Origin of the sequence: Bradyrhizobium sp. 930_D9_N1_4 (genome assembly GCF_052076015.1) — a bacterium.
In the GTDB taxonomy this organism is placed as follows: Bacteria; Pseudomonadota; Alphaproteobacteria; order Rhizobiales; family Xanthobacteraceae; genus Bradyrhizobium.
In genome coordinates, this window is sequence record NZ_CP197236.1 from 3,214,358 (window position 1) to 3,239,925 (window position 25,568).

27 protein-coding genes and 1 pseudogene are annotated in these 25,568 nt (G+C 63.8%); 13 read left to right on the forward strand and 15 right to left on the reverse strand.

The window, feature by feature from the left end:
• Positions 1-2: 2 nt before the first annotated feature.
• The 4 genes from AB7532_RS14740 to AB7532_RS14755 all read right to left on the reverse strand — a co-directional run bounded on the left by AB7532_RS14740 (position 3) and on the right by AB7532_RS14755 (position 3,638).
• Positions 3-662, reverse strand: a complete 660-nt coding sequence (locus tag AB7532_RS14740) for an amino acid ABC transporter permease (RefSeq protein WP_441235497.1) — start codon at positions 660-662, stop codon at positions 3-5.
• A 10-nt stretch (positions 663-672) separates the two neighbouring features.
• A complete protein-coding gene (locus tag AB7532_RS14745; RefSeq protein WP_441235498.1) occupies positions 673-1,980 on the reverse strand; it encodes an alanine racemase in 1,308 nt (435 codons plus the stop codon).
• A gap of 141 nt (positions 1,981-2,121) precedes the next feature.
• On the reverse strand, positions 2,122-2,964 hold the full coding sequence (locus AB7532_RS14750) for a metallophosphoesterase family protein (protein WP_441235499.1): 843 nt from the start codon (positions 2,962-2,964) through the stop codon (positions 2,122-2,124).
• A gap of 59 nt (positions 2,965-3,023) precedes the next feature.
• Positions 3,024-3,638: an acriflavin resistance protein gene (locus AB7532_RS14755; protein ID WP_441235500.1), complete on the reverse strand. Its 615-nt coding sequence runs from the start codon at positions 3,636-3,638 to the stop codon at positions 3,024-3,026.
• A 182-nt stretch (positions 3,639-3,820) separates the two neighbouring features.
• Here AB7532_RS14755 and AB7532_RS14760 point away from each other — a divergent pair, with 182 nt between their 5' ends.
• Complete coding sequence (locus AB7532_RS14760; protein WP_441235501.1) at positions 3,821-4,243, forward strand: MAPEG family protein; 423 nt, start codon at positions 3,821-3,823, stop codon at positions 4,241-4,243.
• Positions 4,244-4,277: 34 nt separating this feature from the next.
• Positions 4,278-5,576, forward strand: a complete 1,299-nt coding sequence (locus AB7532_RS14765; RefSeq protein WP_441235502.1) for an RsmB/NOP family class I SAM-dependent RNA methyltransferase — start codon at positions 4,278-4,280, stop codon at positions 5,574-5,576.
• Between the two features lie 215 nt (positions 5,577-5,791).
• On the opposite strand, the gene AB7532_RS14770 is transcribed toward AB7532_RS14765, so the two are convergent.
• The 3 genes from AB7532_RS14770 to AB7532_RS14780 form a co-directional block, all read right to left on the reverse strand.
• Positions 5,792-6,001: a cold-shock protein gene (locus tag AB7532_RS14770; protein ID WP_008141931.1), complete on the reverse strand. Its 210-nt coding sequence runs from the start codon at positions 5,999-6,001 to the stop codon at positions 5,792-5,794.
• 266 nt (positions 6,002-6,267) lie between these two features.
• Complete coding sequence (locus tag AB7532_RS14775) at positions 6,268-6,600, reverse strand: DHCW motif cupin fold protein (RefSeq protein ID WP_441235503.1); 333 nt, start codon at positions 6,598-6,600, stop codon at positions 6,268-6,270.
• Between the two features lie 338 nt (positions 6,601-6,938).
• Positions 6,939-7,310 carry a nuclear transport factor 2 family protein gene (locus AB7532_RS14780; protein ID WP_441235504.1) on the reverse strand — a complete coding sequence of 124 codons (372 nt, stop codon included), beginning with the start codon at positions 7,308-7,310 and terminating at the stop codon, positions 6,939-6,941.
• A 149-nt stretch (positions 7,311-7,459) separates the two neighbouring features.
• Here AB7532_RS14780 and guaA point away from each other — a divergent pair, with 149 nt between their 5' ends.
• Together guaA and AB7532_RS14790 are read left to right on the forward strand one after the other, a co-directional pair.
• Positions 7,460-9,058: a glutamine-hydrolyzing GMP synthase gene (guaA, locus tag AB7532_RS14785; RefSeq protein WP_441235505.1), complete on the forward strand. Its 1,599-nt coding sequence runs from the start codon at positions 7,460-7,462 to the stop codon at positions 9,056-9,058.
• A gap of 39 nt (positions 9,059-9,097) precedes the next feature.
• Positions 9,098-10,225 carry a DUF4062 domain-containing protein gene (locus AB7532_RS14790; RefSeq protein WP_441235506.1) on the forward strand — a complete coding sequence of 376 codons (1,128 nt, stop codon included), beginning with the start codon at positions 9,098-9,100 and terminating at the stop codon, positions 10,223-10,225.
• Between the two features lie 75 nt (positions 10,226-10,300).
• Here the strand turns inward: AB7532_RS14790 and AB7532_RS14795 are convergent.
• Positions 10,301-10,551: pseudogene (locus AB7532_RS14795) on the reverse strand (NADP oxidoreductase coenzyme); the annotation flags it as partial.
• Positions 10,552-10,623: 72 nt separating this feature from the next.
• On the opposite strand from AB7532_RS14795, the gene AB7532_RS14800 reads away from it, so the two are divergent.
• Both AB7532_RS14800 and AB7532_RS14805 read left to right on the forward strand, forming a co-directional pair.
• Positions 10,624-10,929 (forward strand): hypothetical protein, encoded by a 306-nt coding sequence (locus tag AB7532_RS14800; RefSeq protein WP_441235507.1) that lies wholly within the window; start codon positions 10,624-10,626, stop codon positions 10,927-10,929.
• Complete coding sequence (locus tag AB7532_RS14805) at positions 10,926-11,366, forward strand: PIN domain-containing protein (protein ID WP_441235508.1); 441 nt, start codon at positions 10,926-10,928, stop codon at positions 11,364-11,366. Before AB7532_RS14800 ends, AB7532_RS14805 begins: the two co-directional genes overlap by 4 nt.
• Positions 11,367-11,437: 71 nt before the next feature.
• Here the strand turns inward: AB7532_RS14805 and AB7532_RS14810 are convergent, their stop codons facing one another.
• Together AB7532_RS14810 and AB7532_RS14815 are read right to left on the reverse strand one after the other, a co-directional pair.
• On the reverse strand, positions 11,438-12,031 hold the full coding sequence (locus tag AB7532_RS14810) for an NADPH-dependent F420 reductase (RefSeq protein ID WP_441235509.1): 594 nt from the start codon (positions 12,029-12,031) through the stop codon (positions 11,438-11,440).
• Positions 12,032-12,047: 16 nt separating this feature from the next.
• Positions 12,048-12,782: an SDR family NAD(P)-dependent oxidoreductase gene (locus AB7532_RS14815; RefSeq protein WP_441235510.1), complete on the reverse strand. Its 735-nt coding sequence runs from the start codon at positions 12,780-12,782 to the stop codon at positions 12,048-12,050.
• A gap of 261 nt (positions 12,783-13,043) precedes the next feature.
• On the opposite strand from AB7532_RS14815, the gene AB7532_RS14820 reads away from it, so the two are divergent.
• From AB7532_RS14820 to AB7532_RS14835, 4 genes are all read left to right on the forward strand, one after another.
• A complete protein-coding gene (locus tag AB7532_RS14820) occupies positions 13,044-13,940 on the forward strand; it encodes a LysR family transcriptional regulator (RefSeq protein WP_441235511.1) in 897 nt (298 codons plus the stop codon).
• A 178-nt stretch (positions 13,941-14,118) separates the two neighbouring features.
• Entirely contained in the window at positions 14,119-15,021 is a 903-nt protein-coding gene (locus tag AB7532_RS14825; RefSeq protein ID WP_441235512.1) for an HNH endonuclease, read from the forward strand.
• A 252-nt stretch (positions 15,022-15,273) separates the two neighbouring features.
• Complete coding sequence (locus AB7532_RS14830) at positions 15,274-15,570, forward strand: hypothetical protein (RefSeq protein WP_441235513.1); 297 nt, start codon at positions 15,274-15,276, stop codon at positions 15,568-15,570.
• 103 nt (positions 15,571-15,673) lie between these two features.
• A complete protein-coding gene (locus tag AB7532_RS14835) occupies positions 15,674-17,935 on the forward strand; it encodes a hypothetical protein (RefSeq protein WP_441235514.1) in 2,262 nt (753 codons plus the stop codon).
• A gap of 156 nt (positions 17,936-18,091) precedes the next feature.
• Here AB7532_RS14835 and AB7532_RS14840 read toward each other — a convergent pair whose 3' ends face one another.
• Positions 18,092-18,430: a hypothetical protein gene (locus AB7532_RS14840; RefSeq protein WP_441235515.1), complete on the reverse strand. Its 339-nt coding sequence runs from the start codon at positions 18,428-18,430 to the stop codon at positions 18,092-18,094.
• Between the two features lie 4 nt (positions 18,431-18,434).
• The gene (locus tag AB7532_RS14845) at positions 18,435-18,890 is read right to left on the reverse strand and encodes a hypothetical protein (RefSeq protein ID WP_441235516.1); all 456 of its coding nucleotides are present in this window, start codon (positions 18,888-18,890) and stop codon (positions 18,435-18,437) included.
• A 351-nt stretch (positions 18,891-19,241) separates the two neighbouring features.
• On the opposite strand from AB7532_RS14845, the gene AB7532_RS14850 reads away from it, so the two are divergent.
• Positions 19,242-20,501: a serine hydrolase domain-containing protein gene (locus AB7532_RS14850; protein WP_441235517.1), complete on the forward strand. Its 1,260-nt coding sequence runs from the start codon at positions 19,242-19,244 to the stop codon at positions 20,499-20,501.
• A 166-nt stretch (positions 20,502-20,667) separates the two neighbouring features.
• Positions 20,668-21,549, forward strand: coding sequence for an AraC family transcriptional regulator (locus tag AB7532_RS14855; protein ID WP_441235518.1), 882 nt, complete (start codon positions 20,668-20,670; stop codon positions 21,547-21,549).
• A 74-nt stretch (positions 21,550-21,623) separates the two neighbouring features.
• Here the strand turns inward: AB7532_RS14855 and AB7532_RS14860 are convergent, their stop codons facing one another.
• Positions 21,624-21,974: a cupin domain-containing protein gene (locus tag AB7532_RS14860; RefSeq protein ID WP_441235519.1), complete on the reverse strand. Its 351-nt coding sequence runs from the start codon at positions 21,972-21,974 to the stop codon at positions 21,624-21,626.
• 115 nt (positions 21,975-22,089) lie between these two features.
• Positions 22,090-23,229: an FAD-dependent oxidoreductase gene (locus AB7532_RS14865; RefSeq protein WP_441235520.1), complete on the reverse strand. Its 1,140-nt coding sequence runs from the start codon at positions 23,227-23,229 to the stop codon at positions 22,090-22,092.
• A 79-nt stretch (positions 23,230-23,308) separates the two neighbouring features.
• Here AB7532_RS14865 and AB7532_RS14870 point away from each other — a divergent pair, with 79 nt between their 5' ends.
• Entirely contained in the window at positions 23,309-23,980 is a 672-nt protein-coding gene (locus AB7532_RS14870; protein ID WP_441235521.1) for a TetR/AcrR family transcriptional regulator, read from the forward strand.
• 12 nt (positions 23,981-23,992) lie between these two features.
• Here AB7532_RS14870 and AB7532_RS14875 read toward each other — a convergent pair whose 3' ends face one another.
• Complete coding sequence (locus AB7532_RS14875; RefSeq protein WP_441235522.1) at positions 23,993-25,543, reverse strand: carboxylesterase/lipase family protein; 1,551 nt, start codon at positions 25,541-25,543, stop codon at positions 23,993-23,995.
• Positions 25,544-25,568: the final 25 nt, after the last annotated feature.

Sequence of the window (25,568 nt, forward strand, 5' to 3'; positions counted from 1 at the left end):
CCTCAGCGCCGTCGCGGCCAGCGGAAGGCCGCCACGCCGATGATGGCGAACAGCGCCTTGAATGACATCGCCATGGCAAAGTAGACCACGCAGATCACCGCATAGACCTCGAAGCTGCGATAGGTGCGGCTCTCGATGAAGCCGGCGACATGGAACAGCTCATCCGTGGCGACCTGCGAGGCGAGCGAGGTGCCGAGCAGCAGCAGCACGAACTGGCTGGTCACGGCCGGATAGGCGTTGCGCAAGGCCGGCGGCAGGATGATGTGGCGAAACACCTGCCAGCCGGAGAAGCCGAGGCACTGGCCGGCTTCGACCTGGCTGCGCGGAATGGAGTCGAGGCCCGACCGGATGATCTCGACCGAATAGGCGCCGAAATACAGCGAGAGCGCGACGCTGGCGGCCTCGAACGCCGGCAGCTTCAGGCCGAAATTCGGCAGCACGAAGAACACGATGAAGATCTGGATCAGCGACGGCGTGTTGCGGAACAGCTCGATATAGAAGCGCACCAGCCAGCGCAGCGGCGTGATGCGCCCATTCAGCGCCACCGCGCCGGCAACACCGATCAGGAGCCCGCAGACCGCCGAGATCACCGTCAGCTCCAGCGTGACGATGGCGCCGTCGATGAGCTGGTTTTGATAGCGCCAGAGCGGCAGGAAATTCATCGCGCGTGCTCTAGCCGAACCGGGTGGGGAGGGCGCGCGTCACGACGCCGGCGTCATCGAGGCCGAAGATCACGCGCCAGCGATCGAGGCAGGTGCAGGGATGCGAGATGCCGAAGGCGATGACGTCGCCGACCGCGAGTGCGCTGCCTGCCGCGACGGACAGGAATGCATGCTGGTCGTTGAGACGCGTGACCGACAACGTCTCGGCGAGCCCTTGCTGCGCGATGCCGTCGCGGAAGACGCGCAGCGGTACCGGCAGTCCCTGATCGAAGGAGGCATCGCGCATGCCGAAGCCCGCGATCGCAAGGCCGGCCTCCGGGCGCGACAGCACGTCGGCCCAGAGCGTCAGCGCAGGCCGGAAACCTTCGGCCGCCGAGTGCGGCGCGCCGTCGATGAGGAGACCGTCGCGCCGGTCGATCTCGGCGAAGGCGCGGGCATAGATGCCGTGATCGGCAAAGAACAATGCGCCGGAGCGCAGGAGGACAGTGGCATTGCCGTCAGCCTGCGCGACGGGTGCGAGCGCGCGCGCCACGACGTCGAAATAGGCGGAGCCGCCGGCACTGATCATCAGCTGCAGGTGCGGGGCCCCGGTTCGCACCAGCGCGAAGGCCTCGATGGTGCGCTCCATCAGCGCGGAGATCGCGCGCATCGTCTCGTCGGCATCGGGCGTTGCGACCGCGCCTTCGTAAGTGGCGACACCGCCGAGCACGAGCCGGTCGGCCGCGAGCACCGCGGCCATCGTCGCCTCGATAGCAGTGCGGTCGCGTGCGCCGGCGCGGCCTGCACCGAGCTCGATCAGCACCGACAGCTCGCGGCGGTCTGCAACCCGCGCGGCTTCCGCCAATGCCGCGACCGCTGCCGGGGAATCCGCAAAGGCGTAAAGTGCGACGTCAGGATACGCGCTCAGGACCGCGCCGAGCCGCCGGCCGGCCGCAAGCCCGCCGATTTCGTTGGCCAGCAACAACCGTCGCTCGCCGCTCGCAAGCAGTACCGCGGCCTGCTGGATGTTCGCGACCGTCGTGCCCCAGGCGCCAGCCTCGCGCAGCGAGCGCGCGAGCTCCGGCGACATCGGCGTCTTGGCGTGGGGCGCGACAGCGACGCCGGCGCTTTTGCACCAGCGCAGGAACAGGTCGCGATTGGCCGCGAAGACGGCTTCGTCGAGCGTGAGAGCGGGGAGGGCGAGGTCGCCGCGGGATGGCTGCCAATCCTGGCCGGCGATCTCATCGATCGACAGGCCGTCGACCAGCGGAATGCCCCGCGTCGTCGTTGACAGACGTTGGCTATCCCGTTGGCTATCCCTTGGGGCCAAGAACTGCATCGTCACTCCGTCAGCGGCCCTCGACCGCGGAAGGAAGGGTATGTCGAAATGACAACGTTGTCATTAGGCTATTGTGACAAGTTTCGAGCCATTTTGGATGCAATTAGGTAACAAGGTAAGGAGACGTGCCCGTCGATTGGGCTAGTGGGCACCACCCATCTGGGCGAGCAGCTCCTCGATGTCGACGTCGACCTGTCCCGCGGCGCGGACGTGGCGGATCTCAAAGCCATCCGGCTGGAAGCGGTATTCGACGAGCCCGACTTCCTTGATCGCAATCTTGTCCTGGCGCTGATCGTTGATCTTGAAGCCGGCCGATGGCGCCCAGACGTGGCGGGTGTGGCGATAGCTGAAGTCACGGCGCTGGTGCACATGGCCGCTGGCGATCAGGCGCAGATCGACATGTGCAAACATCTCGATCAGCCGCGCGCGTGCCGGCTGAGGCACGTAGCGGATCGAGGTCTCCGGGGTTTCGGGATCATCGGGCAGGTTGAGAAACAGCGGCTTGTGCACGAACAGCGCGACCGGCCTGCCGTTGGTGCGTGCGATCTCGGACGCCAGCCAATCGAACTGCTCGGCCTCGAAGGCCAGCCCTGAATTCATCACCAGCGTGTTGAGCCCGATGAAGCACCAGCCGGCCGCCTCGAACGACCAATGATCCTCGCCGACGATCTCCAAAAACTGCCGGCGGTGCGCTTCCGTCACCGGCGGTTTTGGCGCAGGTCCGATCGCGGTCGGATTGTCGCCGATGTCGTGATTGCCGGGGATATACCGGCAAGTGACGGGCAGGGCGTCGTGCAGGCTCTTGGCGAATTCGACATCGTCGCGGCTGGCCGGCCCGTCGAAGGAGACATCGCCGGTGTTGACGACGAGGTCGGGCCTGCTTGCGTCGATGTGTGCGCTGACCGCCTGGAAGTTGGCGATCAGGCCGGGGAAGCGGCGGCCGAGATGCGTGTCGGAAATCTGCGTCAGGTGAAATTCGGACATGGGCCGAGCATAGGCCCGGCCACGCGTCGGAACGATGACGGTGCGCGCGCGAACAAAGTTTAAAGCACGCGGTAGCGGATGGTGTAGGCGTCCTGCGGGGCGACGCTGCGGGTCAGCGGCGAGGCGATGCGGTCGGCGAGGTGCCAGGGCCCGAACTGCTCGGAACGATGCGGCTCCGCGGGCAGCCGCAGGCGGAATTCGAAAGTGCCCTTGCCGGGCAGGTTCACGACCAGCATACGGTCGGCGGTGCGGTGGTTGAGCGCGACGGCGCCGCGCAACACCGAGCGCCCGTCGCCGAGCTCGCGGACGCCGTCGACCAGCGCCAGGGTCTGGTTGCGGTCGGTGTGCAGCTCGATCTGGCTGTCGGTGACGGCGGTCAGCGTCTCCCGGGGCATCCGGATCTCGAACTCGACCGCCGGCCTGGACGGGTTGAGGCCGAGATAGGCCGCCGCGGCATGACGCATGTCGTAGGCGGCAAAGGCGAACAGGACCAGCGCGGCGAGAGTGGCGAGGCCATGCCGGACCATGTCGCGCCAGCTCCGGTAGCTCAGGCGGAAATACACCGTCATCGCCAGCGTGACCGCGAGCGCCGCCGCGATGCCTGACAGCGCCGACATCCAGATGCCGAGCTGGGCGTCCGCGGATTCGGTCCAAAGGCTGGACAGGGTGCTCATGCTGGTCTCTTGACGGTCTCTTGGCGCTCTCTCGCCTCGCGCCCCCGGAGGGGCCAAAATCGCTTTGCCGATCGGCAGTTGGTCGCGGGATCGGGAACACCGGTTCAACTGGTTGATTGTCAGGACGAGGAGCGGCGGCTAATGGACGGGTCCGGCGGCCGCTGCCGGATGGGAAAACTCCGATGTCCGTTCAAATGGTCCTGCTGCCTGTCTTCGTGCAGGTCGGTCTCACCTTCGCGCTTTTGATCGGCATGGCGCTCGGGCGCCGGCAGGCGCTCGTCTCCGGCGAGACCAAGAGCCGCGACATCGCGCTGGGCGAGCCGAACTGGCCGAAGGGCGCCACACAAATCGCCAATTGCTACCGCAACCAGTTCGAGCTGCCGGTGCTGTTCTACGCCCTGATCGCGCTGGCGCTTCCGCTCCGCCATGCCGATCTCTTCATCGTGCTGATGTCCTGGGTGTTCGTGGTGACGCGCTTTGCCCATGCCGGCATCTTCGTCTCCTCGAACCAGCTCGGTCCGCGCTCCACGATCTGGCTCGCCGGGGTGCTCGTGCTGCTGGCGATGTGGATCTATTTCGCGCTGAAGATGCTGTTGCTGATCTAGGCCTTAGGTGCCGGATCCAATCTGAAAGATTCAAATGACTCCCGCCGCCCGGCTGTCCGCAGCCATCGAACTGATCGACACCATCGAGAAGGACCGCGTGCCCGCAGCCAAGGCGCTGAAGGAGTGGGGCACCGCGCACCGCTTCGCCGGCTCCGGCGACCGCGCCGCCATTGCCGGCCTGGTCTGGGACGTGCTGCGCCGCTACGCTTCGAGCGCCTTCCTGATGGACGCGGACACGGCGCGCGCGCGCCTGATCGGCATGCTCCGCCTCGAGCGCAACATGGACGCGGCCACCATGGCGGCGCTGTTCGACGGCAGCCGCTTCTCGCCCGCGCCGCTGACCGAGGCCGAGCAGACGGCACTCAGCCATCGCTCGCTGAAGGACGCGCCGGCCGCGATCGCCGGCGACTATCCCGAATGGCTCGACCCGTATTTTGCAAAAGCGTTCGGCGAAGACCGCGTTGCGGAGGCAACCGCCATGGCGAGCCGGGCGCCGCTCGATCTGCGCGTCAACACGCTAAAATCCAATCGCGACAAGGTGCTGAAGGCGCTTGCTCATCTTCATGCAGAACCGACGCCATGGTCCGCAAACGGCCTGCGCATCGCGCTTTCGGCCGATGCGCGCAACCCTGGCATCCAGGCCGAGGAGGATTTCATCAAGGGCGGCGTTGAAGTCCAGGATGAGGGATCGCAGCTGGCTGCCAGCTTGACCGCGGCAAAACCCGGCGAGCAGGTGATCGATCTCTGCGCTGGTGCCGGCGGCAAGACGCTGGCCTTGGCGGCGATGATGCAGGGCAAGGGCCGGCTGGTCGCGACCGACAGCGACAAGCGCCAGCTCGCGCCGATCCACGAGCGGCTGTCGCGCGCCGGTGTCCACAATGCCGAAATCCGCACGCCCAAGGGCGAGGCCGATCCGCTCGCCGACATCAGCGCCACCGCCGACCTCGTCGTGATCGACGCGCCCTGCACGGGAACCGGGACCTGGCGCCGCAACCCCGATGCCAAATGGCGCATGCGTCCGGGCGCACTGGAAATCCGTCTGCGCGACCAGGCCGCGGTGCTGGAGCGCGCGGTTCCGCTGGTGAAGGCCGGCGGCCGCATCGCCTACATCACCTGTTCGGTGCTGGCGGAAGAGAACGGCGAGCAGGTGAGGGCGTTCACGGAGCGTCATCCCGAGTTCGCGGTTGTGCCGCCGGAGCAGACCGCGAGCGTGCTCTGGGACAAGGCCGAGGCGTTTGCCGAGGCTGCGATGCAATCGCCCGAGGGCTGGTTGATGACGCCCAGGCGGACGGGAACGGACGGGTTCTTCGTCTCGGTGCTGAAGAAGGCGTAGCGTCGTCTACGGTGCCGTAGGGTGGGCAAAGGCGCGAAGCGCCGTGCCCACCATGTGCCCGTTGTTGAAAGGCGTGGGCACGCTTCGCTTTGCCCACCCTACGGCACCGCGTGCGAGGCACTCCCAAAAACAAACGCCCCGCGAACCGAAGCTCGCGGGGCTTTCTAACTCTCACGTTCTGCGGGTACGTCCGTGGTCAGAACGGTGCGTGGGCGTTAGCCGACGCGGAGATTGTCAGCCGAGGACTTGCCGCTGCGACGATCGGCGACGATGTCGAACGAGACCTTCTGACCCTCGTTGAGGGAGGAGAGGCCGGCGCGCTCGACGGCGCTGATGTGAACGAACACGTCCTTCTGGCCGTCATCCGGCTGAATGAAACCATAACCCTTTTGGGTGTTGAACCACTTCACGGTGCCCATAGCCATGGGAATTTTCCTTAGTTAGTTAGATGAGGATACGCACGCGGACCGGTACGCATCGATGCGCCCATGATCCTATTCAGTCGATGTTTGGAGAATTCTTCTGAAGCGTGCGCGCCCGTCTGAAACGAAGCGAAGCGGCCCAGTCGTTCGGCCAAGTATCGATGATCACAATATAGCGAGAATTTGGGGCCACTTCAAGTCACCACCCGCACCCCGGCACCTCGCCCGACTTTGCTATTTTGCGGTGCAAAGAAGCAGCCGCGGGGGCCTCAGTCGACGATGAAAAGGGTGGCGCCGGTGGCTGTCGAGGACCGGTGCGCGGCATCGCCGAAATCCGAGACCTGATAGCTCATTCCCGCCGTCAGCTTGAATGTCCGCCCGTCGCGCAGCTCGCTGTCGAGCTCGCCCGCGAGCACGTAGAGCACATGGCCGCGATCGCACCAGTGGTCGGCGAGATAGCCCGGCGAGTACTCGACCATCCGCACCCGGAGATCCCCGATGTTGAGCGTGCGCCACAGCGCCTGGCCGGTCTCGCCGGCATGAATGGTCGGCTCGACCTTGCTCCAGTCGGTGACGGTGAACGGCGAGGTGGGGAGCTTCATGGGGGAATCCTGTGTCAGAGCCGGCGGCGAAGTTGTTAGCGCACACTGCCCCCACAGTCTCCGTCATTGCGAGCGCAGCGAAGCAATCCAGAAATGCATCCGCGGGAACAGTCTGGATTGCTTCGCTGCGCTCGCAATGACGGCTGTGGAAGCGACGCGCCCAACTCTCTCACCGTCACCCTGAGGTGGCCGCTTCTTCAGCGGCCCTCGAAGGGCGACGGCCCAGCTGCATCCGGGCCGTGCATCCTTCGAGGCTCGCCCTGCGTCGCTGCGCGCCGCAGAACTCGCACCTCAGGATGACGGGGAGGGAGGGACGTCGCTGCGCCAAAGAACGCCGTTCAATGCGGCAAATGGTTCGCCGACCCCTGCACGATCAGCCCCGCATCGTTCACCCGCAGATATTCGCAGATCCGCTTCCCCCGCTCGTTCTCGTAAAACACCACCACACTGTCCGGGCTGACGAACACATCGATCAGCGTGAAATGCAGCCCCGGCAACAGCCCGAGCGCCTTGCCCCAATACGCCCGCAACGCGTCCTTGCCGCGCACGGTGCCGCTGGCATCGAACCCCATCACGGGAATGCGGTCCGAGGTCATCAATGCGGCCTCGTCATAGAGCGTCAGCACGCCCTCGAGATCGCGCGCGTTCCAGGCTTTGACCCAGCTCCGGCCGAGGGCGGCAAGCGTTGCTGGCTGATGATGCTGTGACACGCGCATTCTCCCTGATCGGCCCCTGTGTGACGCGGAGCACATTTAGGTCAATAATACTTACCTATTATGATTTGTCCATGCCCAAAGAAGAATGTGGGCGCTCTCCCAGCGCGGTTGCGGGCCGGGCGCGCGTCGCGTATTTGCTGGCCATGACAGCAGCACAGAACGACCGCTCCGCGTCGACGCCCCCGGTGGCCTCGGCGCACGACAAGATTCTCATCGTCGACTTCGGCAGCCAGGTGACGCAGCTGATCGCGCGTCGCGTGCGCGAGGACGGCGTCTATTGCGAGATCGTCCCGTTCAACAAGGCCGAAGCCGCCTTCAACGAGATGAAGCCGAAAGCGGTGATCCTCTCCGGCGGCCCCGAGTCCGTGCACGAGGAGGGCTCCCCGCGCGCCCCGCAGGCGATCTTCGATTCCGGCGTGCCCGTGATGGGCATCTGCTACGGCCAGATGACCATGGCGGCCCAGCTCGGCGGCACCGTCGAGGGCGGCCATCACCGCGAGTTCGGCCGCGCCGATGTCGAGGTCAAGGCGCCGAGCAAGCTGTTCGAGGACGTCTGGTCATCGGGCGGCAAGAACCAGGTCTGGATGAGCCATGGCGACCGCATCACCAAGATGCCGCCGGGCTTCTCGGTGGCCGGCACCTCGCCGAACGCGCCGTTCGCGATCATCCAGGACGAGACGCGCAAATATTACGGCCTGATGTTCCACCCCGAAGTGGTGCACACGCCCGACGGCGCCAAGCTGATCCGCAATTTCGTCCGCAAGATCGCCGGCCTCTCCGGCGACTGGACCATGCGCGCCTTCCGCGAGGAGGAGATCGCAAAAATCCGCGCCCAGGTCGGCAAGGGCAAGGTGCTCTGCGGCCTCTCCGGCGGCGTCGATTCAGCCGTGGCGGCCGTCTTGATTCACGAAGCCATCGGCGACCAGCTGACCTGCGTCTTCGTCGATCACGGCATGCTGCGCCTCGACGAAGCCAAGACCGTGGTCGAGCTGTTCCGCCACCACTACAACATCCCGCTCGTGCACGTGGATGCCTCAAAACAGTTTTTGGGCGAGCTCGAAGGCGTCACCGACCCCGAGACCAAGCGCAAGACCATCGGCCGCCTCTTCATCGAGGTGTTCGAGGCGGAAGCCAAGAAGATCGGCGGCGCCGACTTCCTGGCGCAAGGCACGCTCTATCCTGACGTGATCGAAAGCGTCTCCTTCACCGGCGGACCTTCCGTCACCATCAAGTCGCACCACAATGTCGGCGGTCTCCCCGAGCGCATGAACATGAAGCTCGTCGAGCCCCTGCGCGAGCTGTTCAAGGACGAGGTCCGCAAGCTCGGCTACGAGCTAGGTCTCCCCGAAATCTTCGTCGGCCGCCACCCGTTCCCCGGGCCGGGCCTTGCCATCCGCTGCCCCGGCGACATCACCCGCGACAAGCTCGACATCCTGCGCAAGGCCGACGCCGTCTACATCGACCAGATCCGCAAGCACGGCCTCTACGACGACATCTGGCAGGCCTTTGCCGTGCTGCTCCCGGTGAAGACGGTAGGCGTCATGGGCGACGGCCGCACTTACGACTACGTCGTGGGCCTCCGCGCCGTCACCTCCACCGACGGCATGACCGCGGACTTCTACCAGTTCGACATGAAATTTCTGGGCGAGACCGCGACGCGCATCATCAACGAGGTGAAGGGCGTGAATAGGGTGGTGTACGATGTGACGAGCAAGCCGCCTGGGACGATTGAGTGGGAGTAAGATTCAAGCGTAATTGGGAGTCACTTGCAGAGGCCAAACATGAATCCTCAGGTCAGGTACCAAGTCTTTGTGTCTTCCACTTATGAGGATCTCCGTGCCGAGCGTCAGCAGGCCACGCAAGCGATATTGGAAGCTGGTTGCTTTCCTTCCGGGATGGAGCTCTTTCCAGCGTCCGACGACACGCAGTGGGAGTTGATAAAACGCGTAATTGAAGAAAGCGATTACTACATCGTAATTGTTGCAGGCCGATACGGAAGCGTCGGGCCAGAGGGCGCTAGCTTCACTGAAATGGAATATGACTACGCTGTTGCGAATGGCATTCCAGTTCTTGGATTCGTTCACGATAACGTTGGCCAGATCCCTCTTAACAGCACCGAAAAGACAGACAAGGGTCGCAAGCAGCTTGAGGCGTTCCGGCGCAAGGTGATGTCTCGGACGTGTCGAAAATACTCGACGCCTGCGGAACTCGGTATGGCCGTCATGAAGAGTCTTATGGCGGAGGCTCGCATCAGGCCAAGGATAGGTTGGGTCCGTGCCGATCAAGCTCGCTCGGAAGACGATGTGCTTCGTGAACGTAGGCTCAGTGACGAGCTTGAGACCGCAAAAGTCCGTATCAACGAACTCGCGCGAGAAATTCGTGATCGTGCTGTACTTGGGGACGAAGTGTCCGAGGACATGTTGGCGCAAGGCGACGATGCTTGCGAGGTCACAATAACGTTTCAGAGCCAAGACAAAAAGCTTGTGTGTGAAAATATCAATCTGACTTGGGATGAAGTATTCAAGGTCATTGGGCCAACACTTTATGGCTACATCGTTGGAAAGCGGGACGGATACAACGATGCGGGGACATACCCATTTCAAGACAATTTAGAAGAGCATATCCGAGCTAAGATTGTCGACCGCGTTCAGGGTCGGAAAATTAGAATTGAGACCAGCCAGTTGGATTCATACATCCTGCAATTCAAAGAACTTGGCTTGTTGATGTTCGCTGAAAGTAAGGATGCGGATGGTCCCGTGTTTCGAGGCGTCACGCTTACCGAAAAAGGAGAGAGGCGTCTTACGCTATTGAGTACGAAGCGCCGAGCGCCCGCTACGAGGCCGCCGATGAAACCGACGCGGACTACCAAGGATCGCTCGGTATCCAAAATTAGGGCGCCAGTGGAATAGCATGATTACGCTATTACCGTGAAAGTGCACTAATTAGCTCAGTTCACTGTCACCGTTACTCCAGTCGCAGACCGACTACTGCTCCTTCCTGAACAAATCCTGGAAAATCAACCGTCCCCAAACCCGGTCACGTGCATGCACCAGCGCGCCACCCTCGTTGAGCTTTCCCAGCTTGACGGCTGCGAAGCCGAGTGTTTGGCCAGGGCCGCCACGGGAGCGGTCACGTCGTCGTCGTCGCTGGACGGAAAGACGACCCGGTGGCCGCCCTCGACGACCGGATTGGCAGCCAGTTTGGCCGCAACCAAGTGATTGAGACCTTTCACGAGGGATAACGGTGACAGTACCACCTCGGAGCGATAGGTATTGAAATAACTTACATATAAGCGTATGTAATCTGCATGACCCACATCAGCATCCGCGATCTCCAGAAGATTTCCGGCGAGGCCATCGGTGCGCTGCCGGGGCCGACGCCCGTGAAATCGGGCGAGCGGACGGTGGGGCTGCTCATTCCTCTCAAGTCGGCCGATCCGGACCGCCTTGCCGCCGTGTTGAAGAGGGCGACGGTGCTGGCCAAGGGCCGCGATGTGCGCGCGGACGACGCGGCGCTCGCGCCGTTTGGCGATGTCGATCCGGTCGATTGGTCGGTCGCGGCCGTGAATGCGCTGACGGGCAAGCCCGGCAAGCCGCGTAAGGCGAAGCCATGAGACGGCCGTCGACGACGATCGTCGTCGACGCGGCTATCCTGATTGCCGCGGTGCGAGGTCGAAGTTCCGGCGCGATACTGATGGCGGCGGCGAACGCGATCCTGGTCACGACCGATCGTGTCGTCGAGGAGGCGCGTCGGCGTATCGAACTCGGATTGAAGCGCCCCGAGCTGCTCGGCGTTCTCAACGATCTCGCGGATGTCCTCACGGTCGTGCCCGTCGCCGCACTGGAACCGATGTTTGCCGGCTGCGAAGAAGCCCTTCGCGACGCCGTGCCCAGCCGCAACGGGTCGGTACGCGACGCTCACGTGCTGGCGCTGGCCTGGAGTGTCGAGGCCGACGTCTGGACGACGGACCGCGACTTTGCGGGGACCGGCGTCGCAACCTGGTCGACGCCGAACCTCATGCGAGGGTTTGCCGAAGTCGGCGCGGGATAGGTCGCGCGCTGCTCGAAGAAAGTTGGCGCGCGCGACCAGTTCTCGGTGTCGATCACACGGTCGTAGCCCGACTACTGCTCCTTCCTGAACAAATCCTGGAAGATCAACTGCCGCCAAACCCGGCCCCGTGCGTGCACCAGCGCGCCGCCCTCGTTGAGCTTTCCCAGCTTGACGGGTGCGAAGCCGAGTTGTTTGGCCAGGGCTGCCACGGGAGCGGTCGCGTCCTCGTCGTCGCTGGACAGGAAGACGACCCGGTGGCCGCCCTCGACGACCGGATCGGCAGCCAGTTTGGCCGCAGCCAAATGATTGAAGCCTTTCACGAGCTTGGCGCCGGTGAACGCCTTCGCGACGACGGTAGAGGACAGAAGGCCGTCCAGCTCTTCTCCAAACCCGTTGGTCGCGTCGATGATCGTCTTGCCCTCCCAGCTTGGCAGCGCCTTCGCAACTTCGCGATGCTCCCCGAACGGGACGGCCAGGATGATCGTGTCGGCCTCCAGCGCGTCCCGCAGTGATTTTGCGACGACCGTGGGGCCGATCGCCCGCGCCTGCGGCGCCAACGCTTCAGGCGGCCGGCGGCTCGCGACTGTGACGTCAATATTCTTGCGGGCGAAGGCATGGGCGAGGGCCTGGCCGATCTTGCCGAATCCTATGATTGCGTAGCTCATGATGTTTCTCCTATTTTCAGATGGCGGAGAAGCCGCCGTCGACGGACAGCTCCACCCCGTTCACGAAGCTGGAATCGTCCGATGCGAGAAACAGTGCGACCGCCGCGATTTCCTCGGGGCGACCCATCGTTCCCCTGGGGATCAGGGACTCGAACATCCGCTTCGCGTCTTCGGTGAGGACCTGGTCCTGCATCGGTGTGGCGATCGGGCCCGGGCTGAGCACGTTCACCCGGATATTCCGGCTCTTCAGTTCGTTGAGCCAGGTGCGTGCGAATGAGTGCAACGCCGCCTTGCTCGCCGCATACACGCCGTAACCGGGAAAACCCTTCACCGACGCCACCGACCCGGTCATGAAGATCGATCCGCCATCGCGGAACAGCGGCAACGCCTTCTGAACCGTGAACAGCGTGCCGCGCGTATTCAGGTCGAAGGTCGCGTCGAAATGCTGCTCGGTGATCTCGCCCAGCGGGACGGCTTCGCCGATGCCGGCGCTGGCGTACAGCACGTCGATGCTGTCTTTCTCCCGCTTGACCGTGTCGAACAGGCGGTCGAGATCGCTAAGATTGGCCGCGTCGCCGCGCACGCCGGTGACGTTGCGGCCGATCAGCTTGACGGCCTCGTCGAGCGCCTGCTGCCTCCGGCCCGTGATGAAGACATACGCGCCTTCCTCGACGAACCGCCTGGCGCTCGCCAGCGCCATGCCGCTCGATCCACCCGTGATGACTGCAATCTTACCTTCAAGCTTACCCATGATGTTTCCTTCAGACTCCGTCCTGGTCGATCGGGGACGTCCCCGAGACCCCGACATAGGTCCGCCGGCGTCAGGCGTTGAGTGCGGAAACGCGCACATCGGTGGTGCGAAATCGAACCGGCCGGTCGACCGACGCCAGCCGCGCCGCCGTTCGGAATTGGGCGCGCGCTCGTCGACAGAAGCTGTGATGACAGCCCGTCCTGCTGTACGGTGCGTGGGATACGGGCTTGGAAGGCGCACCGCGTGGTGCCGGATTGCACCATGATCGACTGGGACGACATTCGCTATTTCATTGCCGTGGCGCGCGGAGGCTCGGTGCGGGCTGCCGCCGAGGGCCTCGGGGTCAACCACTCCACCGTGCTGCGACGCATCGCACAGCTCGAGGATCGGCTCGGCGCGCAGATGTTCGAAAAGCTGCCGTCGGGCTACCGGCTGACGGCCGCGGGCGAGGAGGTCCTCGAACTCGCGAACCAGATGGAAGCGTCGTCACACCAGTTGGAGACGCGCATCTTCGGCCGCGACCAGAGCGTGCGCGGGCGCCTGCGCGTGACGCTGGCGCCGCCGCTGGCGACGCACCTGCTGATGCCTGATTTCGCCGAGTTCGCGCGTCTCCATCCTGATATCGAGATGGACATCCTGTCATCAGGCGAGCTGGCAAATCTGACCAACCGGGAGGCGGACGTCGCGATCCGCGTCGTCTACGACCGCAAAACCCTGCCGCTCAATCTTCACGGCCTGAAGGGGCCGGAGCTGTTCGGCGCCGTCTACATCTCGCGCGATCGACTGGCCGCGTGGCGTGCGGGCGCGCCTGATCCCGTCAGGTGGATCGTCATCAGCATGCATGGCGTTCCGGATTGGGCCAGCGCGGGTGAGGTTCGCACCAACGATGTTCCGTTCAGGGTCACGGACGCCGCGTCGCAGATCGTTGCCGTACAGCAAGGGCTCGGGATCACGACACTGCCGTGCTTCGTCGGAGATGCCGACCCGCTGCTCGCGAGGGTGCCGGGCACCGAGCTGCACATGTACGGAACGCTCTGGCTTCTCACGCAGGGCGAAACACGCAAGACCAAGCGCGTGCGGCTCTTCACCGAGTTCGTATCCCGCAAGCTCGCCGCGTACGCGCCGCTTCTTGCGGGGTTGTCCGTATCGCGCGACTGACGCGCGGGAAGGCACTGCGACGCTTGCCGTGATCACGCTGCTGACGGTAGTCTGGCCATGTTCGCGGTGCGGCGTCGCCAGTTGATTCGAGAGACGAGTGGGAGTGGGGGACGTCTCTTCACGTTCAACATCACTGAGTTAGGTCGTTACCTTCCGGAGAGGCGGCGCGGCATAGATCATGGCATTTGGTGTCTTTATCCATCGATCGGACTCGATCTACGATGATAGCCCGGCTGAACGATATCAGTTTCCCAGCCAGTATTTGGGGCGCGTCCAAACCTGTATCGGTGACTGGATCATCTATTACGAACCGCGCAAAGTCGCCGAGACGCGCGGCTATTTTGCGATTGCTCGGGTTCAACAGGTCATTCCTGACCCAAATACTCCGAGGATGTATCTGGCTCTAATCGAACCTGGAAGTTATCTCGATTTTGCCAATCCAGTTCCGTTCAGCGGGCCAATGGGGCTTGTGGAACGCGGCGTCTTGAATGAGCAGGGCCAAATTTCGGGACGTGCTCAAGCGGCAGTGCGGCCACTCTCCGCGGAAGACTTCAATAGAATATTCGAACTCGGTTTTGCGGAAGGTGCACCGCTGCTGCCTCGCGTTGATGCCGATGTTCGGTTGTCTCAGCTTGGCGAAACAGAGCAGGCGCCGTTCATATTCGAGCAGCAGCGCGATCGCGTCAGCCTTACGGTATCGAGAGTTCTGCGCGATCGCGTTTTTCGCCGGATTGTGCTGCGCGCCTATGATGAACGCTGCGCTATTACCGGGCTGAAGCTCATCAACGGAATGGGTCGCGCAGAAGTCGCGGCGGCGCACATTCGCTCTGTGGAGGCAAGCGGGCCGGACATCGTGAGCAATGGGATCGCTCTGTCCGGTACCGCTCATTGGATGTTCGATCGCGGTTTGATCAGCTTGGCCGATGATCTGGAAATACTGATCTCGCGCCAGACAAACGACCTGGAAGGAGTTCGATCGGTCATCAACAAGTCCGGTCGGGCGCTTGAGCCAAGAAGGCCGTCGGATCGGCCTCATCCACATTTTTTACAGTGGCACCGCGAGCATTGCTTCAAGCAATGAGCACGTGAGCAGGTGCGCGCCGCTCCAACGCCGAGCCTTTTTCTCGTCCCACCGCTCCGCCCAATTTGTCGCACCTTCGCTGTGAACCGCTTCACACGCACGCTGGCGTCAATGCTGCGATAAAGTGCGTGCTGTGATTGTGGCGGCGAGTTCCCGCCACGTCAGCTTCAAATGAGCTGCACACGCCAGAGCGACATGTTGAAATAGCCATCGACCGGTCTTGTGCCGGCCGATGAGAGCTATGGAGACACTATGGCCGACAAACACGGACAGAGCATGGTTGGTGCGTGGACCAAAACCACGACGGCTGCGTGTGCGGACAAATATCCCGCGACCCTCACTTTCTCGACCGGCACCTACCGCGGCGTGCGCGGACCAGGGCAGGGCATGGTGTGGTGGGACGCGGGCATCTACCGTCTCGAAGATTCCAGCACACTCGTGGTCGGGACGGCGACTGATGAACTCGTGACCTATCGCATTTCATTCGAGGCCGACCGGTTTGAGTTTACGGATTCAGAGGGCTGCCTTGTGACCTATCGGCGCGCGTAGGATCGCAAGGACGCCCTGGCCGACCAGAATAACGCGGATGTACCCGCGAATGATTCCGCCGCTCATTTCGATCGCCTCGTCATCTCAACGAGGAGACAACGACATGTGCAATTGCTCGGAGCATGAATCGACAAGCCTGTCGAAGATGACCACGGCATCGGTCGAGCCGGCGATGAAGCCGCTCGTGCCACTCTCGCGCCAGATCAGCTTCGGCGACGATGACGACGGCGGCCAGCCGGCCGCGACGGATCTCCAGCCGATTCCGCCGTTCAAGCTGTGCAAGCTCGATTTTCGCGAGGGCTGCTACCAGATCAACTTCAAGCCGATTGCGGGCTTTGTGTCGTTCGAGGGCACCTTGCGCGTCGACCGCTCGGCGCCCGACGGCGGCGCGGATCATCTGATCGTCAGCGGCGATCTCTATTCGAAGCGGCCGGTGATCGGCCCGATCAACCCGTTGCCGCCTTTGATCGGCACGGACGAAGATGAAGCCGCAATGGACTCGGGCCTGACGAGCCTCGCGGGCTCGCTCAGCGCGGTCGACAATCCCATCATTCCGTCGCCGATCCTCAGGCCGAGGATCCCGATCTTTCCCCGCGCGCGCTATCACTCCTATCTCCGGGTCACCAGCGTGTCCGCGCCCATCGCGGTCCCGCGGCCGAAGAAGTGCGAGCTCACCATCGTCGCCGAGCAGTTCAACTACACGCAACCGCCGGCCGGCCAGTTCAAGGGCACGTTCCCGGCGACGCCGTCGCGCACCGTGACGATGAAGCTGTCGAAAGTGCCGGCGCCGTTTCCGTTCTCGCTGACCGGCGGGCCGTTCTACCAGGGCCGGCTGTTCGACGGCGGCGTCGACAAGGGCAGCATCACGCTCGCCTGGGTGTCGAAATTCTTCCGCCGCTGCACGCTGGAGATCGACACGCTGGTCGGTGCCGTCAGGCCCGCGCCGGTGCCCGATGGTGCCGGCGGCACCGAGTTCTTCGACACCGTCTTCGCCAAGACCGGCTGGCAGCTGTCGGTGGTGCAGGACCAGCTCAACATCCCGGTGCCCGCAGGCGTGACGCCGACCAATTGCTGGAGCTCCTCGGATCTGCATGCGCTGATGACCAGCGTGCGCAATCCCGCGACCAATCTCGACACCGAATGGCGCGTGCACATGATCGTGGTGCCGGCAAAGCTCGGCTGCTCGCGCGGCATCATGTACGACCAGATCGGCGTGCCCCGCGAAGGCTGCGCCAGCTTCTCCGATGACGGCTATCCCGTCGGGGATTCCTCGAACTTCGGTCTCGCCGCCAACAAGAAGCAGCGCGACGTGCCGCGTGCGTTCCTGCGCAGTGCGACGCACGAGCTGACGCATACGCTCAACCAGATCCACCAGGAGCAGGAGACGGCGGCCGACAACTCGATCATGACCACGACGCCGAGCGTCGCGGACGTGCTCGGCGGTCCTGCGACCGGCGCACCAGGCGTGTTCCCGGACCAGATCAAGCTCGCGCACAACACCAACGTCCGTCATCACCTCAACCACATGCCGGATCCCGTCATTCGTCCGGGCGGATGGCCGTTCGCAAGCTGGTTCCCGACCGGCGCGCCGCAGGCCGCCGACCGGCACGATTTCGAGCCGTCCGAGCTGGCGCTGACGGTGACGGCTGCAACCGACCGTGTCGCGCTCGGCCAGCCGCTCGACCTGACCTGGACGATGACGAACACCAGCGGCGTGTCGCTGCGCGCGCCGAACGACGTCAGCATCGAGGCGCTGTTCGGCTCGATCACCGTCACCGACGGCGAGGGCCTTGAGCGTCCCGTGCGGCCCTTCGTGATCCTGTGCGAGCACGCGAAGGTGGCTGAACTCGCGCCCGGCGAAAGCGTCACGGCGTCGGCAAAAGTGTTCTGGAGCACGGCGGGCTTCGCTTTCGAGAAGCCGGGCCGCTACCGCGTCGACGTCGCGGTGTCGTGGTCGGCGCAGGGCGTGATGGTCGGCGTGCAGTCGGGCATGGACGTGTTCGTCGATTACCCCACCAGCAACACCGACAACCACTCGGCCAATCTCGTGCTGCATCCCGAGGTCGGCCAATGGGTGGCGCTCGGCGGCGAGGCCTACCACCTCGGCGAGGCGTGCCGGCGGTTGCAGGCACTCAGCCAGATCCCAGCCCCGGCAGCGATAGCCGCCGCCAGCGACGGTCCGTCCGCACCGAGCGTGCTCGACGGCTTTGCCGACCTGATGCCCGACCGCGCCAAGCTCGCCAGGTTGCGCCCCGAACTGACCGCCGACACAGGCGGCCGGGCGGCACGCGTGCCGGCGCGCGCCGTAGCACCGGGCCGCAAGCGTGCGGCAAAGGCGAAGAAGCGCACGGGGCGGAAGGGGTAGGGCAAATCGCCGAGTCGGGAAGACCTTGGCTCGGCGGCCGCATCTACAACTATGCCGTCGTAGACGCGGTCGCCGCCTTCTTGGAGGGCGTGACCGCGGACGCGGAGATGACGCTAGAGTCGCAAACGATCTCTGTGCGCCACCACGTGGATCAAACTAGTTCTTGAAGAAGGACGACGCCTTCGCAATATCATAGTCCGTTAACTCATCCGCGATTTCGTCCTCTATCGCGAGGAGGAAATCAAGTACCTCTGCCGCAGTGGCGTCGTCGAACTCCGATGCCTTTTGTCCAATGTCTGTTTCGATTGCGGTCATTGCACTCAGTGCCGCATCGTGCACGTCTTGGCTTGGAAAACGATCGAATACGTCGTCGAAGATATTCTTTCCCTTGTTTTTCAAGAATTGAGCTTGCTTGAAATACCTCACCAAAAAATAGAGAATCTCACGTTGCTGTGAAGGGCTCCAACGCTGGATCGCGGTGCGCAAATCGAACATAAGCTTATCCTATCCTGATGACATCGAACGCAGTGTGAGGGAGGTCGGCAACGACGTACTCCTGCGACAACGGATGGGCTTTGGATTTGACATCAACAGTTTGACTGTAGGGGATAGCTTCAAGCCGCGGGATGATGCACATCAAGGGCTTGAACTGCTCCCGATCCGCCAGCTTGCAGATAGTTCGGATTTCCTTAGCTTGCGCAGCAGTAATCTTGCCTCGTTTCTCCATTGCGTCGGCACCGCGACGAGCCCCAAGTCGCTTGACCTTTATCAGTGAGTCGTGACCGTCTCCGCTCTCAACTTCGCGTTTGAGGCGATTGTAGATTTCCAATGGCGACGAGCTTGGCGGAACGGCAAACGTGGGCGCACTGTAGTCTGACTCGAAGTACGGCGTGCACCACAAGTAGTGCAGGTTACCGTAGAACTGTTGATTAATATTGTACGCCAGCTTGGTCATGGTTGAGTACAGAACTGGCCGACGTACCTTGTCTAGCGACACAACTCGATCTCCCGCGCTAAGCCTAGCTGCTTCAACCATAGAGCGATTACATGTGTTTTGATAGCCTGCGCGCGCAGCTTTGTGTTGTTCGACTGCGTAAGGCGGCGTGAGATCGCGTTGGATAGGTAGTGCGCTGCGAAATCCATTGCATTCTTGAACCAAGGGTGGCGAGTTTCGCTGCGTTATATGCTTCTTTAAACTAAAGCCCGGCGTCGTGCCGCGACGACGATCATTTCCGCGCAAACACCGGTGTTCATCGCGGGCTCCCATGATACGACACATACACCGTTGTTTCCGGAGCCAGTGTTGATGTCTGTCCAACTCACCCCCGCTAACCCACCTGCCACCGCCACCGAATCCGACCCCGAAACCCTCGGCTGGATGCAGGGCTTCCCGCCGGCGCCGGATCGCACCATCACGTTCCACGATGGCTCCTTCCGCAGCTTCCCTGAACTGCGCTGGGCCTGGAGCAACATCCGCCAGCTGGTGCCGACGGTGAATGTCTGGCGCGGGGCGGGGCCTGCGTCGGTGTTGCTGCGCGCGGACCACGACATCGGCGCGGTCGCCTCGACCACGATGGACGGCCGGCCCATGACCTTCGCGAAGATGCTGGAGGAGACCTGCACCGACGGCATCGCGGTGCTGCATCGGGGCAAGCTGATCCATGAGCGCTATTTCGGTGCGCTGAAGCCGCACAAGCCGCATATCGCGATGTCGGTGACGAAGTCGTTCACCGGCACGCTCGCGGGTATGCTGATTGCGGAGGGCAAGATCGACCCGCAGGCGCCGATCACCGAATATTTGCCGGAGTTGAAAGCGAGCGCGTTCGGCGATGCACGGGTGCACGAGGCCATGGATATGACCACGGGGCTCGAATACACCGAGGTCTATACCGACAAGAATTCGGATGTGTGGAGCTTGCGGCGCGCCAACGGCATGGCGCCGATCCCGCCGGACTATCAAGGCGCGACCAACATTTTCGATTTCCTCGTCGCGCAGAAGAAGCAGGGCGAGCACGGCAAGGCCTTTGCCTACAAGACCGTCAATTCCGACGTGCTGGCCTTCATCATCCGGCGCGCCAGCGGCATGACGCTGTCCGATCTGCTCTCCGAGCGGATCTGGTCGCCCATGGGTGCGGAGGAGGACGCGCATTATCACGTCGACCGCATCGGCACCGAGAGCGGCGGTGGCGGCCTCTCGACGACGTTGCGCGATCTCGCCCGTTTCGGCGAGATGATCCGCAACCACGGCCGCTGCAACGGCCGCCAGATCGTGCCGTCACATGTGGTCGAGGACATCGCGCGCGGCGGCGATCCCGAAAAATTCAGGCCGGCCGGCTACACCACGCTGCCCGGCGCCTCCTACCGCAATCAATGGTGGGTCACGCACAATGCGCACGGTGCCTTCATGGCGCGCGGTGTTCACGGCCAGGGCATCTACATCGATCCCAAGGCCGAGATGGTGATCGCGCGCTACGCCTCGCATCCCGTCGCAGGCAACGCCGCCAACGACCCCGTGACGCTGCCGGCATATATGGCGGTGGCGAAGGCGCTGATGGCGGGAGGGTAGGCAATCGTAGGATGGGTAGAGCGAAGCGAAACCCATCTTCGCTCCTCCACAAGAACCCGATGGGTTTCGCTGCGCTCTACCCATCCTACGAAAGCCAAAACCGCAAGATCGGTCGAGCGCATCACGCCCATCCGCGACTAACTAACGCCGCCACGGAGAAAGAACGATGAAGGCGGCGGTGCAAACCTATCGGGACCGGATGCGGCGGGTGCTCGATCATATCGATCGGCATCTCGACGATGATCTCGACCTCGATACGCTGAGCGTCGTTGCGGCCTTCTCGAAATTTCACTTCCACCGGCAGTTCACGGCGACCTTCGGGTTATCTGTGCATCGCTATGTCCAGCTGGCCCGCATGAAGCGTGCATCGCATCAGCTGGCCTATGGTGATGCGCAGAGCGTCACGGAGATCGCGATGGATGCCGGCTACGACGCACCCGATGCCTTCGCCCGCGCCTTTCGGCAACGGTTCGGGCAATCGCCGTCGTCGTTCCGGACATCGCCGGACTGGGAGCCGTGGCTTGTGGCCTTCGGGCCTCTCGAAACCGCGAGGAGCAAGCTCATGCAGACGACCTATACGACGAACGACGTGACGATCCGCGACGTGCCCACGACGAAGATCGCGATCATGGAGCATCGCGGGAGCCCTGAGACGCTTCGTGCCACCATCCATCGCTTCATCGCATGGCGCAAGGCTGCGGGTCTGCACCCCAGCACAAGTCCGACCTTCAACGTCTGGCGGTCCGAGCGTCGTCCTGCATCGCCTGCCGATTACAGCGTGGATCTCTGTGTCGGGACCGACCAGCCGATCGCAGCAAACGGCGAGGGGATCAAGGCCGGCGAGATTCCCGGCGGACGCTGCGCCGTGCTGCGCATCGTTGGCTACACCGACAATCTCGAGCCCGCCGCGCTCTATCTCTATCGCGACTGGCTCCCGGCCAGCGGCGAGGAAGCACGCGACTTCCCGATCTATTGCCAGCGGCTGAGCTTCTTCCCGGAGGTGCCGGAGCATGAGACGGTCGCGGAGCTGTTTCTGCCGCTGAAATAGGGGCTCGACAACGGCGGCCTGTCCCTTCCATCGCGGGAGACCGACAGGCCGCTATCCATAATCGAGTTCGCGCCTCACCCGCGTGCCTCCTGCCAATGCGGATAGGTGACGTAGGCGGTGACGGCGCCTTGCTCGTGCGAGCGGATGGTGACGGTCTCGCCCTTCGGCATGTAGACGATCTCGCCGGGCCCCGCGATGACGGTGCTTCCGTTGCTCGTCACCGAGAGCTTTCCTTCGAGGACGAGCATGACGTCGTCGACGGTGAGCTTTTCGTCGAGGTTCTGGTTCGGCCCATAGCGGCCGTAGCCGATGGTGACGGGTCCGCCGTGGCGCTGGTCGATGACGTTGCCGGCGAAGATCTCGCCGTCCTGACCGGGCGAGCGTTCAAATGCAGCGTCGGCGATGGCGAACTTGCGAACTGTCATGAATTCTTCCGTCTTGCGCCGGAACGTGGCGGAGTGGGGACGGGTAGACGCGTGAGCGGGTGTGTTTGTTCACTCGGCCGGCGAGGCGGTTTGACGCAGGAGGAGTTGCAGCGATTCAGCCGCGCTCCGGCCCACGCATCCCGTTGAAAAACTCCACCAGGCTGATCGGCGCGCGTTCGCCGAGGCAGAGCTCCAGGATCTGGTGCGCGCCGATTGCTGCCGATTGGCTGCGCGGGAACAACGCCGCTTCGTAAGCCGCAAGCGCGGCCTCGACGTCGTCGGGGCGCGCAGCAATGGCCTTGCCGAGCTCGGCGCCGTCGAGCATGGCAAGGTTGGCGCCATCGCCGGCCGGCGGCATCAGATGCGCGGCATCGCCGACAAGCGTCACCCCGGGCAGACGCTCCCAGCGATGGTCGTTCGGCAGCGTGTGGAGCATGCGCAGCACCGGCGGCGTATCGGCGTCGGTGATCAGTGCGGTGAGATCGGGTGCCCAGCCGCTGAACTCGGCCGCGATGCGCGCGACCGCGGCGGGAGCGTCGCTGAAGTCGATCGCGGCAAACCATTCGGCGGAGCGGTTCAGTGCGATATAGGCGTGAAGCACGCTCTCGGGTTCGCGGTGCGCAAAGATGCCCTTGCCGGGTGCGAGCGCGAACAGTGTACCGCCGCCGACCGCTTCGGCCGTTGCCGGGTGCCTGGCGTCGGCGTCGCGCAGGTGGGCCTCGATGAACGACGTGCCGACATAGCGGGGCACAGCGTCCGACAGCAGCGGCCGCACCTTCGACCATGCGCCATCAGCGCCCACGAGCAGTTTTGTGCGCACGCTGGATCCGTCGGCGAATGTCAGCTGATGCCGGCCGTCGCTGTGCGCGTCGGCGCTCGCGAGCTTCTTGCCCCATTGAATCGTCGCTGGTGGAAGAGAATCCAGCAGGATGCCCCGCAGGTCGCCCCTGTTCACCTCGGGCCGGCCCCCTGTGCCGTCGTCGGGCTCGTCGAGCAGCACTTTGCCGTTCCGGTCGAGCACGCGCGAGGCCTGGCCACCGGTGTGGATGAGTTTGCAAAACGCCTCGTACAGGCCTGCGTCCTTCAATGCGAGTTGTCCGCTGTCGTCGTGGATATCGAGCATCCTGCCTTGCGTCCGCTCCATCGCCGAAGCTTCCGCCTCGTAGATGTGAACGGGAATGCCATGCAAATGGAGCACGCGGGCGAGCGTGAGGCCGCCGAGGCCTGCACCGACGATCGTGACCGGTGTCGTCATCGGAAACCCTTCACCAAAGATAATGGAACGTTGTTCCATAGTATTGGAGCAACGTTCCATTCATGTCAAGATGGCGTCCATGGCGAAGAAGTCTCACCGGATTGAACGGCGTAGCGACGCGCTCTCGAAGGAGCGGATCATCGCGGCCGCGATCGAGATCCTCGACCGCGGCGGCGAGGGCGCGTTGACCGTCCGTGCGCTCGCGGCGGATCTCGCAACTGGCAGCGGGGCGATCTACTGGCACGTCGCCGATAAGAACGAGCTTCTCGCGGCGGCTGCCGACGATATTATCGCCCGTGTCGTGTCGGAGGGGGCCGGTGGCGCCAGGCCGCGCGAGTCGATCCGCGCTGTGGCACTCGGCGTGTTCGACGCGATCGACGCCCACTCCTGGGTCGGTGCGCAGCTGTTCCGCGAGCCGTGGCGGCCCGCAACGCTGGAGATCGTCGAGAGCGTCGGCAGCCGCCTCCAGGCGCTTGGCGTGCCCGAGGCCGCACTCTTCGATTCCGCGTCAGCGCTCGTGCACTACATCCTCGGCGTCGCCGGACAGAACGCCGCCAACGCCCGCCTTGTTGCACCCGGCACGGACCGATCGGCTTTTCTCGCCGGTGTCGCGGGCAAGTGGGGAGCACTCGACCCCGCGAAATATCCGTTCGTGCGGCAGATGGCGGCCCAGCTGCGCGATCACGACGACCGCGAGCAGTTCCTCGCCGGTGTCGATCTGATCCTGGCGGGGATCGGCGCGGTTCGGTAGAGGTCCTCCCGCTCACGGCATTTCGCGCCAGCGCATCGGCAGCACGCCGTCCTGCCTGAAACGGTCGAGAAAGCGGAAGCGAGCGGCTTGCGGATTGGGGCGGGCTTCGATCGTGTTGCCGATGATCTGCACGACGTCGTTCTCGTCATAGGCGGGCCAGAGCGGCAGGCCCGGTCCGTTCGGATCGCCGCATGTCGCGAAGTTCACCCAATAGTCCATCATCGTTCCCGCCAGCGCGCGGTCCGCCTCGGCCGGCGGCGCCGTGCTGCCGACGATCTGTTGCGGCGTCAGCGTTCCGAACACGAACGGGATCTCGGTGACGTGCGAGGCGATCGGCGTGTAGGGCGACGTATAGTTGAAGATGTAACCGTAGACCGGCGCACGTCCCGCGCCTCGATGCAGCTGCAGCCACTGCCAGCACTGCTCGCCGATGACGGTGTCGCCGGTGAGCGCTGCCGCCGACGCCCTGGCCTGCGCGTCGGTCGCCGCAGGATAGACCTTCTGGAAATCGGCCATGTGCTCCTGGCCGAACATCCGCTCGGCTGCGGCGAGAAAGGCGAGGGCCGACTGATGCTGCAGCGATTGCGCTGGAAAAGGGAATTCCTCCGCGGCATTCCAGCCCGCCAGCAACGGGATGTGCATCTGTTCGCCGCGCAGGAAACGCCGGGCGGGCACGTCAGGCACCAATTGATGATCGATGCTTGGCGAGAATGCCGCAATGACGGGGCTGGCCTTGAAGCTCCACGGCGCGGCGGCATTCAAGCGGTCGGCGGGCATGGTGCGCAATTCCGCGATCGACGCATTGCCTTGCTGTCGGGCGAAGGCGCGGCCCCGCGCCCGGGCTTCCTCGAAAGTCTGGAGCGGCCCGTGCCTGCCATCCCAGAAGGCGCCGCTCTGTCCGATGGCTTTGTGAAACAATCCGCGTGCGAGCGGCGAAGCCATCAGGATGCCGACGGCCATGGCTCCGGCGGACTCGCCGAACAATGTGACGCTGTCGGGATCGCCGCCGAAGCCCGCGATGTTGGCCTCGACCCAGCGCAGCGCCATCACCTGGTCCTGCAAGCCGTAATTGCCTGACGGCGCTTCCGTGTCGAGATAAGGATGGGCGAAGAAGCCGAGGATCCCGAGGCGGTAATTGAAGCTGACGACGACGACACCCTTGGCGGCCAACACGGCGCCATCGGTTGCGGGATTGGCCGACGAGCCGAACTGAAAACCGCCGCCGTGAACCCACACCATCACGGGCCGCTTCTCGTCGGTGCGCCGTGCGGCAGTCCAGACGTTGAGGTAGAGACAGTCCTCGTCGCGCGGTCCCGGCCGATGGTCATTCTCGAGCGCCGACAGACTGCCCGCGCCGAAGGTGAGCGCATCGCGCACGCCGTCCCACGGTGCCGGCGGCCTTGGTGCGCACCAGCGCAGAGGCCCGACCGGCGGCGCTGCGTACGGGATGCCTTTGAACGCATAAACGCCGTTCGCATCCCGTCCGAGGCCGCGCACGGCACCTGCCTGGGTGCGGACCTCACGTCCAAGCTCGGCTGCTTTCGAGGTCATGATGCCATGCATGATTGTATCCCTAGATCGCGTGAGT